Origin of the sequence: Caballeronia choica (genome assembly GCF_001544535.1) — a bacterium.
Taxonomy (GTDB): domain Bacteria; phylum Pseudomonadota; class Gammaproteobacteria; order Burkholderiales; family Burkholderiaceae; genus Caballeronia; species Caballeronia choica.
Window position 1 is genome coordinate 13512 of record NZ_FCON02000044.1, and the last position, 20069, is coordinate 33580.

Annotated in this window: 17 protein-coding genes; 4 read left to right on the top strand and 13 right to left on the bottom strand. The window is 62.6% G+C overall.

Translation table 11 applies throughout. The features are described 5' to 3' along the window. Positions 1-28: 28 nt before the first annotated feature. The 5 genes from AWB68_RS19880 to AWB68_RS19900 form a co-directional block, all read right to left on the bottom strand. Entirely contained in the window at positions 29-1225 is a 1197-nt protein-coding gene (locus AWB68_RS19880) for an acetyl-CoA C-acetyltransferase (RefSeq protein WP_087646061.1), read from the bottom strand. A gap of 139 nt (positions 1226-1364) precedes the next feature. Next, the gene (locus AWB68_RS19885) at positions 1365-2270 is read right to left on the bottom strand and encodes an SDR family NAD(P)-dependent oxidoreductase (RefSeq protein WP_087646094.1); all 906 of its coding nucleotides are present in this window, start codon (positions 2268-2270) and stop codon (positions 1365-1367) included. Between the two features lie 352 nt (positions 2271-2622). After that, a complete protein-coding gene (locus tag AWB68_RS19890) occupies positions 2623-3252 on the bottom strand; it encodes a helix-turn-helix domain-containing protein (protein ID WP_087646062.1) in 630 nt (209 codons plus the stop codon). Next, entirely contained in the window at positions 3249-4376 is a 1128-nt protein-coding gene (locus tag AWB68_RS19895; protein WP_087646063.1) for an acyl-CoA dehydrogenase family protein, read from the bottom strand. The genes AWB68_RS19890 and AWB68_RS19895 overlap by 4 nt, the downstream gene beginning before the upstream one ends. Before the next feature lie 9 nt (positions 4377-4385). After that, positions 4386-5582, bottom strand: a complete 1197-nt coding sequence (locus AWB68_RS19900; RefSeq protein ID WP_087646064.1) for an acyl-CoA dehydrogenase family protein — start codon at positions 5580-5582, stop codon at positions 4386-4388. A 472-nt stretch (positions 5583-6054) separates the two neighbouring features. Here AWB68_RS19900 and AWB68_RS19905 point away from each other — a divergent pair, with 472 nt between their 5' ends. Further along, positions 6055-7242, top strand: a complete 1188-nt coding sequence (locus AWB68_RS19905) for a CaiB/BaiF CoA transferase family protein (protein WP_087646065.1) — start codon at positions 6055-6057, stop codon at positions 7240-7242. Between the two features lie 46 nt (positions 7243-7288). Here AWB68_RS19905 and AWB68_RS48250 read toward each other — a convergent pair whose 3' ends face one another. Then, the gene (locus tag AWB68_RS48250; protein WP_235028421.1) at positions 7289-7504 is read right to left on the bottom strand and encodes an MmgE/PrpD family protein; all 216 of its coding nucleotides are present in this window, start codon (positions 7502-7504) and stop codon (positions 7289-7291) included. Positions 7505-7763: 259 nt separating this feature from the next. Here AWB68_RS48250 and AWB68_RS19915 point away from each other — a divergent pair, with 259 nt between their 5' ends. Further along, positions 7764-8459 (top strand): nitroreductase, encoded by a 696-nt coding sequence (locus AWB68_RS19915; protein ID WP_087646066.1) that lies wholly within the window; start codon positions 7764-7766, stop codon positions 8457-8459. 99 nt (positions 8460-8558) lie between these two features. Here AWB68_RS19915 and AWB68_RS19920 read toward each other — a convergent pair whose 3' ends face one another. Together AWB68_RS19920 and AWB68_RS19925 are read right to left on the bottom strand one after the other, a co-directional pair. Beyond that, positions 8559-9350, bottom strand: a complete 792-nt coding sequence (locus AWB68_RS19920) for an IclR family transcriptional regulator (protein ID WP_087646067.1) — start codon at positions 9348-9350, stop codon at positions 8559-8561. Positions 9351-9357: 7 nt separating this feature from the next. Continuing rightward, entirely contained in the window at positions 9358-10224 is an 867-nt protein-coding gene (locus tag AWB68_RS19925) for an IclR family transcriptional regulator (RefSeq protein ID WP_087646068.1), read from the bottom strand. 1168 nt (positions 10225-11392) lie between these two features. On the opposite strand from AWB68_RS19925, the gene AWB68_RS19935 reads away from it, so the two are divergent. Further along, entirely contained in the window at positions 11393-12790 is a 1398-nt protein-coding gene (locus tag AWB68_RS19935) for an MFS transporter (protein WP_087646070.1), read from the top strand. Positions 12791-13706: 916 nt separating this feature from the next. Here AWB68_RS19935 and AWB68_RS19940 read toward each other — a convergent pair. The 5 genes from AWB68_RS19940 to AWB68_RS19960 form a co-directional block, all read right to left on the bottom strand. Then, complete coding sequence (locus tag AWB68_RS19940; protein WP_087646071.1) at positions 13707-14864, bottom strand: CaiB/BaiF CoA transferase family protein; 1158 nt, start codon at positions 14862-14864, stop codon at positions 13707-13709. Positions 14865-14915: 51 nt separating this feature from the next. Beyond that, positions 14916-16160, bottom strand: coding sequence for a CaiB/BaiF CoA transferase family protein (locus tag AWB68_RS19945; protein WP_087646072.1), 1245 nt, complete (start codon positions 16158-16160; stop codon positions 14916-14918). A 53-nt stretch (positions 16161-16213) separates the two neighbouring features. Next, positions 16214-17404, bottom strand: coding sequence for an acyl-CoA dehydrogenase family protein (locus tag AWB68_RS19950; protein ID WP_200828744.1), 1191 nt, complete (start codon positions 17402-17404; stop codon positions 16214-16216). Positions 17405-17487: 83 nt separating this feature from the next. After that, positions 17488-17943: a MaoC family dehydratase gene (locus AWB68_RS19955; RefSeq protein ID WP_087646073.1), complete on the bottom strand. Its 456-nt coding sequence runs from the start codon at positions 17941-17943 to the stop codon at positions 17488-17490. A gap of 48 nt (positions 17944-17991) precedes the next feature. Continuing rightward, entirely contained in the window at positions 17992-18867 is an 876-nt protein-coding gene (locus tag AWB68_RS19960) for an HpcH/HpaI aldolase/citrate lyase family protein (RefSeq protein ID WP_087646074.1), read from the bottom strand. A gap of 289 nt (positions 18868-19156) precedes the next feature. Between AWB68_RS19960 and AWB68_RS19965 the strand changes: the two genes are divergently transcribed. Further along, complete coding sequence (locus AWB68_RS19965; protein WP_087646075.1) at positions 19157-20047, top strand: alpha/beta fold hydrolase; 891 nt, start codon at positions 19157-19159, stop codon at positions 20045-20047. The last annotated feature ends 22 nt before the right edge of the window (positions 20048-20069 follow it).

Consider the following 20069-nt stretch of genomic DNA (forward strand, 5'->3'; position numbering starts at 1 on the left):
CATTCGAGCGCAGGGTCAGTCGCATCCATCACGCGCGCTCGAAAATCGCCGCGATGCCTTGCCCGCCGCCGATGCACATCGTCTCCAGCCCGTAGCGCCCCTTGCGGCGCTGGAGTTCGTGGAGCAGGGTCGCGAGCATCCGCACGCCTGTCGCGCCGATCGGGTGGCCGAGCGAAATCGCCGATCCGTTCACGTTGAGCCGCGAGCGGTCGTCCCAGCCCCAGCCCTTCAGGACCGCGAGCACCTGGCACGCGAACGCCTCGTTCAGTTCGACGAGATCGATCTGGTCGATCGTGAGACCGGTCTTCTTCAGCAGCTTCCGGACGGCGGGCACCGGGCCGATGCCCATCTTCGCGGGCTCGCATCCGGCTGCCGCCCAGCCCGTGAGATAGGCGAGCGGCGTGAGCTTCAGCTCCGCGAGCTTGTCCTCGGCGACGATCAGGCAGGCCGCCGCCGCATCGTTCTGCTGGCTGGCGTTGCCCGCGGTCACGGTGCCGTCCTTTGTCAGCGCGCGCAGCTTTCCAAGCGACTCGACGCTTGCATCCGCGCGCACGCCTTCGTCACGCGTGAAGAGCAGCGGTTCGCCCTTGCGCTGCGGCACGCTGACAGGCACGACCTCTTCGTCGAAGCGGCCGGACGCCCATGCGTCCGCCGCGCGCTGGTGGCTGCGCACCGCGTATTCGTCGGCGGCTTCGCGGGTGATGCCGTACTCCCGCACGAGATTTTCGGCGGTCTCGATCATCCCCGAGATGTAGCCGAATCGCGCCTCCGGCTGCGAGCGCTCGCGGCCGCGTTCGAGCCGGTCGTGCAGCCTGACGGACCCGGCTCGCGAGCCCCAGCGCATGTCCGTCGTGTAGTACTCGATGTTGCTCATGCTCTCGACGCCGCCCGCGATGACGACATCGGCGGCGCCGCTCTGGACCATCATCGCGGCTGTCACGACGGCTTGCAGGCCGCCGCCACAACGGCGATCGAGCTGCATGCCGGGCACCTCGACCGGAAGACCGGCTTCGAGCGCCGCCCAGCGGCCGATGCACGGCGTCTCGCTGCTGGCGTATGACTGCGCGAACACGACGTCTTCGATGCGGGCCGGATCGATCCCGGTGCGTTCGAGCGTCGCGCGGATGACCGTTGCCGCCAGCGCCTCCACCGGCACCGAACGCAGGCCGCCGCCAAACGTGCCGACCGGGGTCCGCACGGGTGCAACGATCGCTGCTCGTCTCATGGTGTATTCCTCTTGATGAACGTATGCGTGTCAGAAGCGCAGTCCAGACCGCGCGCGTAATCGCCGTGATGCGCCCGCCGGCCGTCTTGCGTTGCACGACGAGCGTCTGCGTCAACGTGCAGGGTTCGGCGCCGCGCGTTCACACCGGGTCCCAGCTGAAGACGTCGGCCGATACGTCGAGCGAATGGAAGCTGGAGCGCAGCGCCGGCATTGCGTGCTCGGCGATCAGCTCCGGCGTCCATCCACCGCTCCGATGCACCGAGCGCACCGGACGCGGCTGGCTCATCACGAAGATCTCGTTGTTGCGCACCGCGAATATTTGGCCGTTGACGTCGCGCGCCGCATCGCTCGCGAGATAGACGGCGAGCGGCGCGATCTTCGCGGGCGTCATCTGCTTGATCTTCTCGACGCGCGCTTCCTGCTCAGGCGAATCGACCTTGATCGAGTTGATCATGCGGCTCCACGCAAACGGCGCGATGCAGTTCGAACGCACGCCGTATTTCTGCAAGTCGAGCGCAATCGATTTCGACAGCCCGGCGATGCCGAGCTTCGCCGCGCTGTAGTTCGCCTGCGCCAGATTGCCGATCAGACCGGACGTCGAGGTCATGTGAACGAACGCGCCGCCGCCCTGTTCCTTGAAGTGATCGGCTGCGGCACGCGACACGTGATAGCTGCCGTACAGATGCACCTTCAGCACCGCGTCCCATTCTTCCGCCGACATCTTGTGAAAGAAGCGGTCACGCAGGATGCCCGCGTTGTTCACCACGCAATCGATACGGCCGAAGGTGTCGACTGCCTGCTCGACGATGCGCGCGGCGCCCAAGGGGTCGGCGACGCTGTCGGTATTCGCGGCCGCTTCCCCGCCGAACGCCTCGATCTCCTTCACGACCTGATGCGCCGGGCCGGTACTGTGCCCCTCGCCTGTCAGTGAAGCGCCCACGTCATTGATCACGACCTTCGCGCCCTGGCGCGCCATCAGCAACGCGATGTCGCGTCCGATGCCGCCGCCCGATCCTGTCACGACCACGACCTTTCCTTTCATCATCTGTTGTTCCATCAGCGTTGCTCCATGTTCTTTCGCGTTCGGTTGATATGAGCTTGATGCATGCTCGCGCGCACGACAATTTGCATCTCGCGAATCCGGGCTTCGTGTTCCGCTAACCCGGGTCGTGAATAGAGTGATTCACATCGCATAGACTCCTACTCGTAGTTCCGCTAATTTATTCATGACTCGTCCAGCGCGATACTTCGCCAGCGACGCAATTCGTATTCGAGAAAGGCGGAATTCGGTGCGTTCGAAGTCCGGTGCGCCCTGCGATACAGCGAGGCGGGCGGCCAAGCGACACGTCGCGCGATGCGTTCAAGGTCCACCTCCGTGTGCGGCACGCAACATGACGTCAGGTCGATACCACCGACCAGGTCAACGCCCGGCACCACGCAAGCCGCGCGACTCGCGACGCAGTGCAACCGAAATGCGCATCGAACGCGTCGTCCATGCGCAAGTCCGAGGCAAATCCGACCTCCATCGCAAGCGACGCCAGGTCATTGCGCGGTTGCGGATCGGCGAGCAACGCGAGCAGCGCACGCATCAGACGCTGCTCGCGCACGATCGCCGTCAACGCGTTGTTTTCGCGGAATAGCTGTGCCTTCAGCGTCCGCGCACTGATCTGCATCCGCTCGGCCGCCAGCGCAATCGACCAGTCGCAGGCAGGCTCGCGAAACACCGCGAGCGCAAGGCGTGCGGCGAGGCTCGAACGCGTCCTGGAGCCAGGTTCGTCATCGTGGATCAGCAGATGAAGCTCATACCCGACACGCGGATCGATCAGGGTCGTGCCCTCGTAATGCACGGTACGGTAGCGCTCGACAAAGACCGCCTCGCCTTGCGCAAGCACGCCACGGCGACGCGTGGAGGCAAGCAGATGCCGTCCTCTTCGCGCGATCATCTGCATCCGGAACGGCAGCCGCAGATTGTGGACACGCAGCAAACGCGTGTCGCTGGCTGCGACTTGCGCTGCGTTGCCGTTCACGATTCCATCGCGTCGCAGTAGCGCGCCATGTGGTAGTCGCTGTCGCCGAAGAGCGGGTCGAACATCGTGAGCCGCTTGAAGTAGTCGCCGACCTCCAATTCGTCTGTCATTCCCATTCCGCCGTGTAATTGCACCGCCTGCTGGCCCACATACCGGCCTGCCTTCGCGACTATGACTTTCGCCGCTGACAGCATCCGCGTGCGCTGCCGCGCGTCGGGCTCGTCGAGCGCCTGAGCGGCGACGTATGCCATCGACAGCGCCAGTTCCTTCTGGACGAGCATGTCCGCCATCCGATGCTGAAGCGCCTGGAATTTGCCCAGCGGCTGGCCAAACTGGCGACGCGTTTGCAGATGCTCGGCGGTGATCTCGATCAGCCGCTCCATCGCGCCGGCCGCCTCGGCACAGAGCGCGGCAATGCCGTGGTCGAGTCCATGCTGGAGGGCGAGCAAGCCGTCGGCCGCCTCGCCAACCAGCGAATCCTTGCCGACGATCGCATTGTCGAGATTCACGTCGGCCGCGCGCAGGCCGTCCATCGTCGGATATCCGGTCAGCTCGACGTTGGCCGCATCGCACGGCACGATGAAAAGACCGATGTGTTTCGATCCGCTGATGCGCGCCGTCACGAGCAACGCGTCCGCAGCCTCGGCGTGCCACACCAGCGACTTCTGACCATTCAGCACATAGCCTTCACCGCTGCGCTCAGCGACCGTCGATACAGCCTCGATCCGGTAACGCGAATCGTGTTCGAGCCAGGCGACGGACAGGATCTTTTCGCCGCCCGCGATACCCGCGAGCCAGGCCTGCTTTTGCACCGGACTGCCGTACTTCCCCAGCACCGCGGCCGCAACCACCGCACACGGCACAACGGGCTCCACGAGCAGCCCGCGGCCCAATTCGCGCTGTACCACGAGGCGGCTTGCCGGACCCTCGCCAAAGCCGCCGTAGTCCGCGTCGATCGTCAAGCCGAGGATGCCCAACTCGGCCAGCGAGCACCAGACCGCGCGCTCGAATGCGCCGCCTTCCCGCGAGCGCTTTCGTCGCTTGGCGAACGTGTATTCGCTATCCACGAAACGGCGCAGACTGTCGGCGATCATTTGCTGCTCTTCGCTATATGTGAAGTCCATGGCCGCTCCTTAGAAACCGGGGATCATCTTCGCGATGATGTTCTTCTGAACTTCGGTCGCACCGCCGTAGATCGACACCTTGCGCATATCGAAGTAAGTCGATGCCGCGGGCGACGCCCAGTCCGGACCGCTGACCGGCTGCATCGCACCGTCTTCGAGCCATTGCGGCGAGTAAGGCCAGCCATGCGGCCCGGCGACTTCCTGCTGAAGCATCGCGATATCCTGCTGGACCTCGGACCCACGGATCTTCACGATCGATGCTTCCGGCCCGGGCCCTTTGCCATTGCCCTGCGTCGCGACGCGCAGCAACAGCATCTCGAGCGCCATCACGTCCATTTCGATCCGCGCGATCTTGTCGCGCATGCGCACGTCATCGAGCAGGCGGCCGCCCTTGCCGTCCGCTGCAAGCGCGGCGTAGTGCTTCAATTGACGCAACTCGCGATGACAGTGCCCGATGCCCGCGATGCCGGTACGCTCGTGGCCCAGCAGATACTTCGCGTAAGTCCAGCCACGGTTCTCCTCGCCGACGAGATTCTCGACGGGCACCTCGACATCCTCCAGCCACGTCTCGTTGACGTCATGGCCGCCGTCGAGCGTCACAATCGGGCGCACTGTCACGCCGGGCGTCTTCATGTCGATCAGCAACAACGAGATGCCTTCCTGCGGCTTGGCCTCCGGATCGGTACGCACGAGGCAGAAGATCCAGTCGGCGAAGTGCGCCATCGTGGTCCACGTCTTCTGACCGTTGACGATGTACTTGTCGCCGCGACGGACGGCGCGTGTCTTGAGCGATGCGAGATCGCTGCCGGAGCCGGGCTCCGAATAGCCCTGGCACCAGAAATCCTCCATCGAGGGAATGCGTGGCAGGAAGCGCGCCTGCATCTCCTGCGTCGCGAACTTCATCAGCACCGGGCCGATCATCGTCAGGCCGAACGGCAAGAGCCGCGGTGCCCCGGCCTTCAGTGCCTCGATCTCGAAGATCAGCCGCTGAAGCGCGTTCCAGCCCGTGCCGCCAAAGTCCTTTGGCCACGTCGGGGCACCCCAGCCGTGCGCGTGCAGGATCCGGTGCCAGCGCACATAGTCGTCCTTCTCGACACGCCGGTGTCCCAGCACTTTCTCGCAGATGTCGTGCGGCAAGCTGGCGTCGACAAATGCGCGGACTTCGTCGCGGAATGCCTGCTCCGCCGCTGTATAACGCAAATCCATCGTTGTGCCTCCTCGTTGTGCGCGTCACGTAATCCGCATCGTCGATGACTCATGCGCGTGGTCGCAAAAGAGCCTTTGCTCGACAGTTCGAATTCAGTGACGATCGAATTGAATCGATGGTATTGACGGCATGCATGCGCAGTCAATCGCGCCAGAGCGGGCGTTCCGTACTTCGGTCGTAGAGGCTTCTTGTCGTGAGAATCATGCGTCGCTAGCAGAAGCATGACTAAGCGGTATGCGTGCGCGGGCCGGGTGATCTGGCGTACTGAAGGAACTGGCCCGCGCAGCCGATTGACGAACCGCGCGCCCCCTTTTGACGTACGGAACATCGCACGCCGCAACGTTGACCTCGCGTGGCGCGGCATTCACGATTGGCCTAAAGCTCAAATGCAAGTTCACACCGATTTCCATGCTGCGCGCGGCGCCGCGACGAGCCGCTTGCGCCCTGGCACCATTCATACTGGAACCACTGATGACGGCCAAAGTTCTTGAAGGCATTCGCGTCCTCGATTTCGGACGCTATATCGCGGGACCTTTCTGCGCCGCGCTGCTCGCGGATTTTGGCGCCGAGGTCATCCGGATCGACCGGATCGGCGGAAGCGAAGACCGCTTTGTCATGCCCGTGACGGAGACGGGCGAAGGCGCGTTCTTCTTGCAGTCCAATCGCAACAAGCGCTCGCTGACGCTGGACGTCGATAGTCCCGAGGGACGTGAGGTCGTGCGGCGGCTGGTCCGTAGCGCGGACGTCGTCGTCGCGAACATGCCCCCGCGGACTTTGGCCAACCTCGGGCTCGACTACGAGTCGCTCTGCGACATCAAGCCGGACATCATCCTGACCGCATCGTCGGCATTCGGGTCGCATGCGGCTGTTGCGCACCGGGTCGGCTTCGATGGCGTGGGCCAGGCGATGAGCGGGGCCGTCTACATGTCGGGCACGCCCGACAGCCCGGCGAAGGCAATGGTGCCGGTCGTCGATTTTGCGACTGCGTTGTCGTGTGCGCTCGGTACCATCATGGCGCTATATGAGCGGCGGACGAGCGGTCGCGGGCAGGTGGTCGAGGTCTCGTTGCTGCAGACTGCGCTGACCATTGCAAGTGGCGCGCTGATCGAGGAATCGGTGCTCGGCTTGAACCGGCAGGCAACGGGCAATCGCAGCCCGAACTATGGGCCGTCGGACATCTTCCGCACGACCGACGGATGGATCATTGCCCAGGTGATCGGTCAGCCGCTGTTCAGGCGCTGGGCAAACCTCATCGGCGCGCCCGAGTTGCTGGACGACCCGCGCTTCACCGACGACCTGAAGCGAGGTGAAAACGGAGAAGTGTTGAGCGGGTTGATGGGGAAATGGTGCGCCACGCGTTCACGCGCGGAAGCACTGGCGGAGTTGGAAAAGGCCAAGATTCCCGCTGGTCCCATCTATTCGCCGCGTGAAGCGCTGGAAGACACCGCGGTTCAGGCGCTGGGCGCGTTCAAGTGGCTCGATTATCCGGGGCTTTCGCGTGCCGCTCCAATCGTCGCATCGCCGGCGACGCTATCGCGCACGCCGCCGTCGATCGAATCGCGCCCGCCGACGATCGGCGAGCATACCGACGAAATTCTGCTGGAGGCCGGTTATAGCGAGGTCGAGATTGCTGCGCTCCGGGAGTTGGGGGTTGCGTGAGGACGAGAGCCTGGTGGGGGCGGCCGCTTGCCCCTGACCCGATACATCAAGCCGTAAACATGCCCGTCAAATCCGCGGCCTTGGTGCGAAGGTCCATATTCCTGAGCATCGCCAGCAGCGCTCGTGCTCGTTCGTTACCGAGTACGCCAGCAGTGAGTTCCATGAACTTCGCGTCCTGGTCGTTCTCGGACATCGGGTTTGCGAGCGTGCCGATCGGATCTTCCACGAACACATGCTCCGACGTCCCGTCGCGGAACGACATCAGACTCCCCGCATGCGTTTGGCAAGTCAACACGGCCTGACTTCCCGTTCCGTACTTTGAAGACCTGTCTTGTTTGGATGAAAGCACGTGGTTTGTCGTCGTCAACGCACAGGGGAATCCCTGATACGATTTTCGGCGCGGACAACATAACCTAACCATCGTTAGACTGGAAGAGCGGCGTTGGGAAGCAAGGCCCGCCCGATGAGCGCATCGTGTCGCCATCTCATCCGCTCGCAGACAGGAGACTCAACCCGTGCCAATGCAGTCCAGCAGCAACGATGCCACTTCCGATGCCGAAGTCCTCGCGCGACTCACGTCCGGCCGGTTCACCTGCCGGGCATATCAAACAACGCCTGTACCGAACGATGTCATCGAAAGCATCGTGGAGATCGCGAGGAAGACCGCATCCTGGTGCAACGTCCAGCCGTGGCACCTCCTCATCACGTCGGCGGAAACGACCCAAAGTTTCCGTGACGCACTGGTGGAGCACGCAACCCATGCGAGCGGAATCGATTCGGACATTCCATTTCCGGAGGAATACCGCGGAGACTTCGCGGAGCGTCGACGCGAAGCCGGTTACAGGCTTTACGAAGCGCTGGGCATTGGCAGAAGCGACAAGGATCGTCGCGTCGCTCAAGGCTTCGAGAACTTCCGGATGTTCGGCGCGCCGCATGTAGCCATCGTCACGATACCGGCTGAGTTGGGTCCTTACGCCGGTGTCGATTGCGGTGCGTTCATCGGTTCGTTCCTGCTTGCGGCACATGCTCACGGTGTCGCCACCACGCCGCAAGGAGCGCTTGCCCAGCACGCAAGGTTTGTCCGATCGCACTTCGGAATCGGTGACGATCGAAAAATGGTGTGTGGTATCGCGTTCGGCTATGCAAAGCCCGATCATCCCGTCAACAGTTTCAGAACGAGCCGCATCCCGCTCGATGAAGTGATGCGAATCGTGTAACGGAGGCGTGGAAGGCTGACGCGATCGCTCGCCTTGCCTTTTGGTACAGCGTCGAATCATGACATGAGCGCGCGCGAGAACCCGCGCAAGCAGCCATCATCAAGGCTCATAGTCGACGTCGGCCAGCAGATCGACCACATTGCGCGCCGCGGTCTTCAACGCCGGCATCAGCTTCCTCCGAATCGTCGCTGCGTTCGGTTGCAGTTCGATCGCGCCGCAATTCAGCGCCATCAATGTCTGCGACCGCCCAACCGTGACGGGAAGCGCGATTCCATAGGCGTTGCGCTGATACTCGCCCACGCAGATGCAAACGCCCGACTGCTTGAGATCCTCGAAAGCGGCTTGGATGTTGCCTTTCACCGTCTTCGCGTGTATGCCGGCGGCGAGAAGAATGGCGTCCATCTGCGTGCGACGTTCCTGTGCAGGCAACCCGTACAGATAAGCGCGGCCAAGCGCCGTGGACTCCATGGGTATCAACGACCCTACGCCCGTCCGCAGCGTGGCGATCTTCGCGCCGATGCCGCAAGCGATGTAGAGCATGTCCAGATGATGAGGTACGCCCAACGCGACACATACATCGAGCTTGTCGGCGAGTTGTTGCAGGTAGGGATTGACGACGCGCGTGACGGGATTCGTCTCCAGGTAGGCGTGTCCCATGCTCAGGGCGCCCGCGCCCAATTCGAACTGGCGGCCGCCACCCGCGCGACGCAGGAAGCCGATGCGGATCAGCGTCGTCGTCAGACGCGAGACCGTCGCCTTCGACAGACCGGTTCGACGCACGAGTTCAGCGTTCGACAGGGGCGTCCGCTCCGCGTGAAACGCCCGCAGCACCTCAAGGCCGCGTTCGACGGTCAGGGTCACACTCGGCGAACCCTCGCCACTACTTTTCATGTAAGCCTCACTCCTTGAAAAGCGCCTTTTCCTGCAAGGACTGCGCTGCCGCCACCAGTCGAGGCCCCAGTTCGCGCTCGACGCGGGCACGTCCCATGCGCGCGCTGCGTGCAATGCATGCGAGCACAAGCGGCGTATGGTCGGGAATGAACAGCGGCGCGGCCACGATGGCAAGCTCCGGTTCCCACTCACCAAGCGACATGCAATAGCCGACGTTATGAACCTGCGAAATGCCCTCGCTAATCCGGCGACGCAAATGCGGCCATTCCCGCCCCGTCTTCCGCTCGATGTTGCCGAGCAGGTAGAAGCGTTCGAGCTCGGGTAATGCGGCGAGCATGGCCCAGCCCATCGGCGACGATGCGATGCGCAGACGCGTGCCCGCATACAGCTTCAAATCCAGCGCAGCGGGTTTGTTCGCACAGGTTTCGAGGACGATCACGTCGAGACGATCCCGCGTGCCAAGCACGACGTAGGCTTCGCTCGCATCTGCGAATGACTGCATCTCGAGCCGGGCCACGCGCTGGACGTGCGAATGCGCAATGGCCGAATAGCCCAGCGACAAAACGGCCGCGGCCAGACGATACTTGCGCCGCTGCGGGGAATAGTGAAGGTAGCCAAGCGTGACCAGGGAACGCAGCATTCGCGAAACCGATGGCGCGGGGATGCCCGTTTCCAGCACCAGTTCCTGATTGCCGAGCCAGGGCGCTTCAGGCGTAAAGGCGGACAGTATCGCGAGACTGCGCGCAAGCGGCATCACCATCGTGCGTCCAGACCCTGGCCGCTGCGTCGCCCTGTCTTCCGACGATTCCTCGTCCGGGCCGTCGTCACTGTCTGGGTGGAGCGATGGAGCACCAGGGCGCGTCTGCAAGGACATTGATCGCTCCGTCTATTCAACTCGATCGTTGCTTCGTAGCCCAACGACCAGCACGTCATTGCGGGAACCTGTTCGATACCGACCCACTGCTGGCGACGCGATGTTGCTCCGCATTTCAATTACAGGCGCCGCAGGGTCAGAGGTCAAGATTACTTTTTGATCCGTTCCGTACTCTGGAAGTTTGCGTGCGGCGCCGCGGATGAGGCTCGAAGCTTAAAAGTCGAACGCTCCTGGTCGCGCGATTCGCTTTTATTGTACGGAACACTTTCGACCTTGCGCTGGATCGGCGATTGTCCAGCCTCTTGTTGACCCGCAGTTAGCTGTACGACCTCGTCAACCGGTGACACGCCCACTCTGCATGTTTCGCGCTCCGCAATTGAAAGACGATCTATGCGATCTTCAAGGCCGGACCCTGTGGACGCGGCGGAAATACGTGCCACGCTCCGTTGTCGTGCCGAAAGAAGCAGAACGCTACATTTCCTGTTGCCACTTTCGCTTCGATGCGCACGCCGCGCCTGTATCGGGAAAGACGAAAAGCCTGGATTCGTATGGGTATCGCCCTGTTTGGCGCGAGCCAGCATTCGACGGCATCACGCAGTGAGATTCGCGCAGCTTCCATTTTTGCCTCCTCCAACTACTCTATCAACTCGTACATGAGTGTGATCGGATGCTCGCGGGCCAAGCGTGAATGACTGCCTCGCGGCACTTTGAAACGCTTGACGTTGTGGCTTTCGCTACTCTCGTAGTTCATCCGTTCGTCGTGTGATTCCATACTCGGATTCGGATCTCTCCGGGTCAACGGTTTCCATGCGGGTGTTCCGTACTTCGATATTACGGTGGGGCGGTTTACTGGGGTGCCCTGACGGCGCGCGGCAGTTTTGATGTACGGAATTATTGGAGCGACGCGACGCGCGTGGTGGGTGGCTATGCCGCTTGATGCGTCCCAAGCTACCGCCCCCCATCGCTAACCCTAACCCGTTATCGAAGTACGGAATTCTTCAACCCCTTCGATGCATGAAGGCTCGCAGCCCTGTCATCGTCGAAGCACCAATGCGGCAGCGACCAACCGCACAGTCATGCGCCAAATCGGAACGTACCGACTTCAACTCGACGCTCGCATGTGCCGGCGATGCTCCAAAGAAAATTCGACGACCCTCAAGGAGGAGACATGAGAAACACCTGGCAGACAGCCGTACCCGCAGACGACACACCGGAAATCCCGATTCCAACGCGGACGACTCACCGGCTATCGCTCGACAGCACTCGCTCGTGGTACGCGCTGGCGATGCTGACGCTATCCTATTCGCTCGCGTATATCGATCGACAACTGCTCAATCTGCTGGTCGATCCCGTCAAGCATTCGCTGCGTATCTCCGATACGCAGTTGAGCCTGATTCAAGGCGCCGCATTCATATCGGCCTACCTGCTGGCTGCCCCAGTGTTCGGCCGTCTGGTCGACCTGACCAACCGCCGCAACATTCTTCTCGTCGGTATCTGTCTGTGGAGCATCTTCACTGCGCTTTGCGGACGAGCGGAGACCTATCAGGAACTATTCCTCGCGCGCTTTGGCGTCGGCGCAAGTGAGGCTTGCGTGTTCCCGGTCGGCTGCTCGCTGATCTCCGACTATTTCTCGGCGCGGCGCGCGCCGCGGGCATTGAGCATCTTCCTGCTTGGACCGCTGCTCGGCGGCGGCTTCTCGCTCGTGGCGGGCGGACTCGTCATCGCGTTTGCACGCGATGTGCGGACGCAATTGCCGGTCTTCGAGCAACTCCAGACGTGGCAGTTGGCATTCGTGCTCGTCGGGCTTCCGGGGCTGCTGCTCGCCACCATCGTGCTGCTGACCGTACGCGAACCCGCGCGCACACACATGATGAAAGAGACAGTCGACGAGCGGCACTACACGCTCCGCGAGGCCGCGTCATTTCTCTGGACGCGTCGGGGCTTCTATGGCCGGCTCTATCTCGGCCTGGGCATGCTCGCGATCGTCCTCCTCGGCATGCCCGCCTGGTTGCCGTCCTTTCTGATTCGCTTCCATGGCGTCTCTCCTGCTTACGTCGGATTCCGTTTCGGCGCCCTTGTCGTGAGCTTTGGTGCGGCCGGTGTTCTGGTCGGCCCCTGGGTGGCCGACATTCTCGCGCGGCGCGGCTACGAAGACGCCGGGCTTCGGACGGCTGCGTGCTCGATGGTCCTGATGCTCTTCTTCTGTGCTGCCATTCCGTTTGCGCCGGGCCCCAACGGAGCGCTGGCGGCCGCCGCAGGCACAGTCTTCTTTTTCAGCCTGCCGACCGGGCTCATGGCGGCTGCCATGCAGGTCGGCGCGCCAAGCCGCATGCGGGGTGTGGTCGGCGGCTTCTATACCTTTTTCGGGCAGTTGATCGGCTTCGGATTGGGGCCGACCGCGATCGCGCTCGTCACGGACCGCGTATTCGGAAATCCGAAAATGGTCGGCTACTCGATTGCCATCGTATGCAGCATTGCATCCGCCATCGCCGCATGGTTGATCTTCTCCGCGCTGCCGCACTATCGACGGATGCTGGACGAGGAACGCGCCGCGCAAGTCGCCTGACGCTTAGCAAAGCGTGTGAATGGGGCAGTAAGCGCTATTGCGCTTACTGCCCTACTTCCTTTTCGTCCTTGCTTTAGTTGCTGATCGCGGGTGTTGTCGCCGAGTGGCGGAGAAATGATGCTGGCGAATCTTCCATCGATGCGCTTGCTGCAGGATCGTGAACAGCGTACGCAAGCGCGAGTTGGACGCTTGCCCATTGCAGAACTGGAATGACAGATTTCCGTTTCCTTGCGCGAAGAAACGGTGATGTGTTGATCTACGACGTCCGGCGATGTCGCTTCGATCGTGCCCACATACGAGGCGAAGTATCCTCGAACGCCTTCGGCCCCGACATGGTGGCGTGGCCTTCCGCCAAAAGATCAGTGAATTGGACTTTAAACGCTCGCGAGCGCGTCGAGGTCCAAATGCGCTGCTCCCGCATTCCATGCCGCCCGACGCGGGACTTTCTTTGCTGAGGCTGCAAAGAGAGCAAAGCAAGCAGCTATCGGGGCAAAACGATGTAAGAACGCGATCACTCTTGCTGTTCGGAGTGGCCCGCCAGTTGGAGTGTCGCCCTCACGGAGTCACCGGGCTTGATACGCGGACCCATTGCGCCAACTCGCGGTATGACAAGCAGGTGCAGCCGTCATACATCCGGCCTCGCGCTTCGCGCTCAGACGTTCGGTGCATTGGGTGGTTAATTGAGGTAAGCGGCAAGCAATTGACTTAAGCGACAAGTGCACGCGCAAAGTGAAGCGGAGCGGTGGGTTTTAGTGTGCCGCACCTTCGAGTGCAGCGAGGCCGGAGCTGAACGGGGTGCGTACCACTTCGAAAGAAGGGAAGTCCCGCCCCGGAGAGGGGCGGTGCTTATAAGCCAATTCCAATACAAGTTTCATGGAAACCATGACGCATCAAACGGGTGTCAAACCGCCGACGCTTAGCTGAACGTCCCCGCAGCGGCCAAACCGGCAATCTCCGTCTCCGACAGCCACCCATCCAGCGCAGCACTCGCGTTCTCGACGCTCAACGCCGCCGGTGGTGTAGGCGTAGGGAGTGTCGTCCTCGAAAAGCGGGGAGCGGGTGCCGGCTGCCTAACCCCGTCGACTTCGATGAAGGTCTTCCGTGCCTTGATATGCGGGTGCTCATACGCTTCCTCGAGATTCAACACCGGCGCGACGCAGGCGTCCGTTCCTTCGAGCAGCGCCATCCATTCGGATCTCGTCTTTTCCTTGAACTTCGCCGCGAGGATCTTCTTGGCGTCTGGCCAGTTCCGGCTATCCATCTGATCGCCGAGCGCGGCCGCATCCAGTCCCACGCGATCGAGCAATTGCCGATAGAACTTCTGCTCGATAGGGCCGACGGAAACGTGTTTCCCGTCCGCGCATTCATAGACCTGATAGAAGTGAGCCCCCGAGTCGAGCAGATTCGTGCCTCGTTCTCCGTTCATCATCCCCGCTTCTCGAAGGCCGACGAGCACGGTCATCAGCGAAGCGACGCCATCGACGATTGCCGCGTCGACCACCTGCCCTTGCCCGGAAGTGCGCGCCTCCAGAACGCCTGCCAGGATGCCAAGCGCGAGATACAACGATCCCCCGGCGTAATCCCCGATCACGTTCAGCGGAATAGTGGGAGGCTGTCCGCGCTGGCCTATCGCATCCAGCACGCCCGTGATCGAGATGTAGTTGATGTCGTGCCCCGCCGCCTGGGCGAGGGGCCCGTCCTGCCCCCACCCGGTCACGCGCCCGTAGACGAGCCGTGGATTGCGTTGCAGACACGTATCCGGACCCAGCCCGAGACGCTCGGTGACACCGGGTCGAAAACCCTCGATCAGCGCATCCGCCCGGCCGATGAGTTCGAGCACCAGTTCGATGCCATCCGGGTCCTTGAGGTCGACCCTGATCGACTTGCGGTTTCGCAGCGCCACATCGAACTGGACCGGGCGCGGCAAGCCGATCCCGGATGGCTCCTTGCGATCCACCCGTATCACGGTCGCGCCGAGATCGGCCAGCAACATCGCGGCGACGGGTCCGGGTCCGATCCCCGCCAATTCGACGATTCGTACGCCCGCCAGCGGTCCCAATCCATCTTGCTTCATTGGTTTCAAGGCCTGAATTGAAGTGATAACGTCGGTATCGAAGCGCGCCGCCTAGATGATTCCAGCGGTGCGCAGCTCATCGATTTCCCGCTTGGAAAGGTCCAGCAATCCGCCATACACCTGTTCGTTCGCTGAACCCAGTTCGCACGCCGGTTGGTCGAATTGCGCCTTGCTCTTCGAGAACTGAATGGGCAGTCCCATGCCGATTGCGCCAATCGGGCCGAGCGTCGGATGTTCGAGGTTCATGACGGCGCCGCTTTCGTGCAGTAGCGGATCGTTCAACACCTCGTCCGGGCGGCGGACGCGCGAACAAGGCACCGAGCGCTTCTCAAGCAGTTCGTGGACGATCTCGTCGGAGGTTCGCTCCTGGGTCCACTGCGCGATGATCGCGTTGAGTTCGGCGGCGTGTTTCACTCTCGGTCCCCGGCTGCTGAAACGCGGGTCGTCCATCAACTGAGGCTGGCCCACTGCATCGAGCAAGCCGCGCATCCAGTCCGAATGGACCGCCGCGATGGACACGTGGCCGTCCTTGCTCGGGTACACGCCGAACGGAACCAGGCGGTCCTGATAATTCCCCGTGCGCATTGCGTAACCGGCCTTGCCGAACACGTCGAAATGCTCTTCCGCCACCCACGACGCGAGGCAGTCGAGCATCGAGACTCTCACGAGTTGCCCTTCGCCCGTGCGGCCGCGATAAATCAGCGCCGACAGGATGCCGTTGACCGCATAGAGCGGGGCGACCAGATCCGCGATAGGCAAACCGCAGCGCGTAGGCGGACCGTCCGGGAAGCCGGTGACTTCCATGATGCCGCTAAGCGCCTGCACGACGATGTCCATCCCCTTCAAGCCCGGATAAGCGCTCGGCTCGCCCAGCGCCTTGATCGACGCATAGATGATCTTGGGATTGCTGCGGCGGACACTCTCGTAGTCGACGCCCAGACGCGCGGTCGCGCCCTCGCTCATGTTTTCGAGCACCACGTCGCATTGTTTCGCGAGCTTCATGAAAATCTCGCGGCCCTTTTCGGTCTTCAGGTCGAGCGTGACGCTTCGCTTGTTGCGCGCACGATTGAGGATGGTGAGCGAGACCTCGTCATCCGCCTTCGCCCCGAAGTTGATCCCTTCCTTGCCGACGAAAGGCGGATTCGTCCGGGCGATATCGCCGCCGCCGGGCGACTCCACGCGAATGACATCCGCGCCCAGGCCGCCCAGCATCATCGACGCATACGGGCCGGCGAGGGCAACCGTCAGGTCGAGGACCCGGATGCCTTCGAGCGGGCGCGAAATCGAATTGGGCATCGTTGTCTCCAGTTTTCATTTGGGCAGGCGACCCCCGCAGGGGTCGTCGCCGGTCAATAGGACTTCGGCAAGCCGAGGACCTTGTTCGATACAAAGTTGAGCACCATTTCCTGCGAGATGGGCGCAAGGCGCAGCAAGCGCACTTCGCGCCACAAGCGTTCGATGTGGTACTCCTTCGCATAAGCGAAGCCGCCGTGCGTCTGCATCGCCTGGTCGCAGGCACGAAAGCCTGCGTCGGCGCCAAGGAACTTCGCTGCGTTCGCTTCGGCGCCGCACGATTTGCGGGCATCGTAAAGCGCTGCCGCCCGCAGGGCCATCAGTTCAGCGGCCTCCAGCCGGATCCAGTTCTCGGCGAGCGGATGCGCGACGGCCTGATTCTTCCCGATAGGCCGGTCGAAAACGACGCGCGTATTCGCATAGTCGACTGCCAGCTTCAACGCGGCGCGACCGATGCCGATGGCTTCCATGCCAACCACGATACGCTCCGGATTCAGCCCGTCCAGCAGATAGTGGAAGCCCTTGCCGACTTCGCCGACGACATCCTCGTCAGCCACTTCGAGACCTTCGATGAATACCTCGTTCGAGTCCACCGCGGCGCGGCCCAGCTTGTCGATCACGCGCACGTCGCAATGCTTGCGGTCGAGATCGGCGAAGAACAGGGTCATGCCGTCGAGCGGACGCTTTTCGTCGCGCGGCGAGGTCCGTGCAAGCAGCAGGATCTTCTTCGCATTCTGCGCATTCGTTGTCCAGACCTTCTGGCCGTTGATCACCCAGCGGTCGCCGCGACGCTCGGCCTTCGTGCGGATGCGCGAGGTGTCCACGCCTGAGGTCGGCTCCGTCACGCCGAACGCCATCAGCAGTTCGCCCCTTGCCAGCAACGGCAAGTACCGCTGCTTCATTGCCTCCGAGCCGTGTCTGAGAATCGGCTGCGGCGGGAACACGTAGAAGTGGACCGCCGATGCGCCGCTCATGCCCGCTCCCGCTGCGGCGATCTCGTTCAGCATGACTGCGGCTTCGCTCAAGCCCAGCCCCATGCCGCCATACTCCTCCGGCATCAGGATACCCATCCAGCCCGCTTTGGCAAACGCGTTCACGAACTCCCACGGGTACTTCTCTTCCTTGTCGCAGGTGCGCCAGTAGGCGAGATCAAAGCGCCGGGCGAGCGTGCTCGCGGCCTCCCGTACATCCTTCAGATGAGACTCGCGCGCTTCCTGCACTTCGTTCACTACACTCGATTCACTCATGATTGCTCCGGCATCGACCCTGTCGGGTTCACTAGAAGTTCATTCGTATTCACATAGCCAAGGGCAGGTGCCCTGTGCCGCGCTTACTGCTTCGGACGCAGCAGCATCAGTCCGACGCGCACCGCTTCGCACACGATCTCGTCGCGTTGATTCAGTCCGATGTGCTTGAACGTCACGATGCCGGAGTCGTCGCGGCTCTTCGACAGGCGCGCGTTCACGATCTCCGTGCGCACACGGATCGTGTCGCCGTGAAAGGTCGGCTTCGGGAACTTCACCTCCTGAAAACCCAGGTTGCCCAGCGTCGTGCCGAGCGTGGTCTCCTGCACGGTCACACCCGCCACCAGCGCAAGCAGGAACATGCTGTTGACGAGACGCTGTCCGTAGATGGAATTCTTCGCGTATTCGGCATCGATGTGCAGCGGCGCGCAGTTGTAGGTCATCGCCGAGAACAGGACGTTGTCGGTCTCGGTGACGGTCCTGCGGATCGCGTGCTCGATCACGAGGCCTTCTTTGCATTCTTCGAAATAGAGTCCAGCCATGATGGTGTGTTCCTGAAGGAGGTTTAAGGGACCGGTGGCGTCCGTTGCCTAGCGGCTGTACGCCCGGGCCTGTTCGATGGTTTCCTGCGCCGTTTTCACGTGCGCGATGTCGATATGCTCGCCGTCGTAGATGGTCGAGGCCCGGCCCTCGGCCTGCGCTTTCTCCAGCGCGGCGATCATGCCTTCGTAGTAGGCGACCTGGTCCGACGACGGGCTGTAGATCTCGTTGATGGCCGCCACGTTTGACGGATGCAGCACCAGTTCACCCGTCATGCCGAGGGCACGGTCCTGCCCGGCCGACTTCTTCAGGCCGTCGATGTCGTGCACCTGCTGCCATACGCCGCCGATGGGCAGCTTGCCGGCCGCGCGCGCCGCCATGACCGCACGCGACTTGAAATACAGGCTCTCGCGTCCTTCGGGCGACCACACGTAACCCAGTGCGCGCGCTACGTCCGCGTTCTTCGCCGTCGCGCCGCACATTGCCGCCACGCGATCGCGTGTGGCGATCTCGTACGCGAAATGCAGCGCACGTGCGGTCTCGAGCAGCGGAATGACGCGCGTCGTTCCGATGGGCACGCTGTTCCGGAACTCCGCTTCCGACAGCATCATCGACACGCAGTCCACGTCCTCCGGTCCGCATGGCTTCGAGATCACGATCCCTTCCACGTGCGGCCCCACGACCGCGAGGATGTCCTCGAAATCGTACAGATGCGGGCTGCGGTCGATCCGCACGAAGGTCCGCTGCTTCTGCTCGGCCAGCCACGCCAGTTTCGTCTGGACAATGCCGCGCGCTTCCACCTTCAGGTCGGGCGGCACGCTGTCCTCCAGATCGAGAATCAGCGCGTCCGCCTTCGCGGCGACCACTTTCTCGATCCAGCTCGGCTTGTTGCCGGGCACGAACAGAAACGATCGAATGGGTTTCATCGGAGTGGGACTCATAGGGGCATACCTTCTCGTCAAAGTTGTCTTCACTTACCTAACGTTAGTTAGTCTGATCGCCGGAATCGGGTCGTGCCATTAGGGGAAATCCCAAGCTGAGGAAATACCGCCGACATCGATCTCTCGGCGACTCGCGCCTCGTTCATTGCACGGAACATTCGCGCGCCGGGCGTTGACACGCGCGGGCTCAGGACCGACCCTGATCGGTCAACAAACGGAACGCTCCATTCACAACGCATTTGGGCGCGTTCATCAGCCACCCATCAGGATCGCCATGAAACAGGGAAAACGTCTCGCGGGTACACCGAATCCGATGCACATGTGGAACGGCGCCGATGGCGTAAGCATCGCCGGCGACGCGTGGGGCGATCCGGGCGGCCCGCTGATCGTGCTTCTGCACGGCGGGGGCCAGACGCGTCACGCGTGGGGAGCAACGGGCGAGATGCTCGGCGGCGCGGGCTATTTCGCCGTGGCGATCGACGCCAGGGGGCATGGCGATTCAACCTGGTCCGCCAATGGCGACTACAGCGCGGATTCGATGGTCCGCGATCTGAAGTGCGTGCTCGCGGCGCTCGGCGGACAGAGGCCGGTGCTGATCGGTGCGTCGATGGGCGGCATGACGAGCCTCATCGCGGTCGGCGAAGGCCATGTCGATGCGAGCGCGCTGATCCTCGTCGACATCGTGCCGTACAGCGAGCCTGCCGGGGTCGCCCGAATCCGGTCGTTCATGGAGCAGAACGCCGAAGGGTTCGATTCACTTGAAGCGGTCGCCGACGCGATCAGCCAGTATCGCCCGCAGCGGGCACGCCCGAGCAACCTCGACGGGCTGCTCAAGAACGTGCGCCTCGCGGACGACGGACGATATCAATGGCATTGGGACCCGCGCTTCATGGCGCGCCCGTTCGATCTGACACAGCGATATCAGCGCTTGTCGGCGTGTGCCCGCCGCTTGACGCTGCCTACGCTTCTCGTGCGCGGAGGCAGTTCCGACGTCGTGAGCGAAGCGGGGGTTCAGGACTTCCTGGGTCTCTGCACGCACGCGGAGTACGTCAACGTTCAGGACGCCGGCCACATGGTAGCCGGCGATCGCAACGATGTGTTCGGTCAGGCGGCGATCGGCTTTCTTTCACGCAACGTTCCCGTCGAGGGGATCGTGGAACGTTAGACCGGACCTGATTTCCTGACCA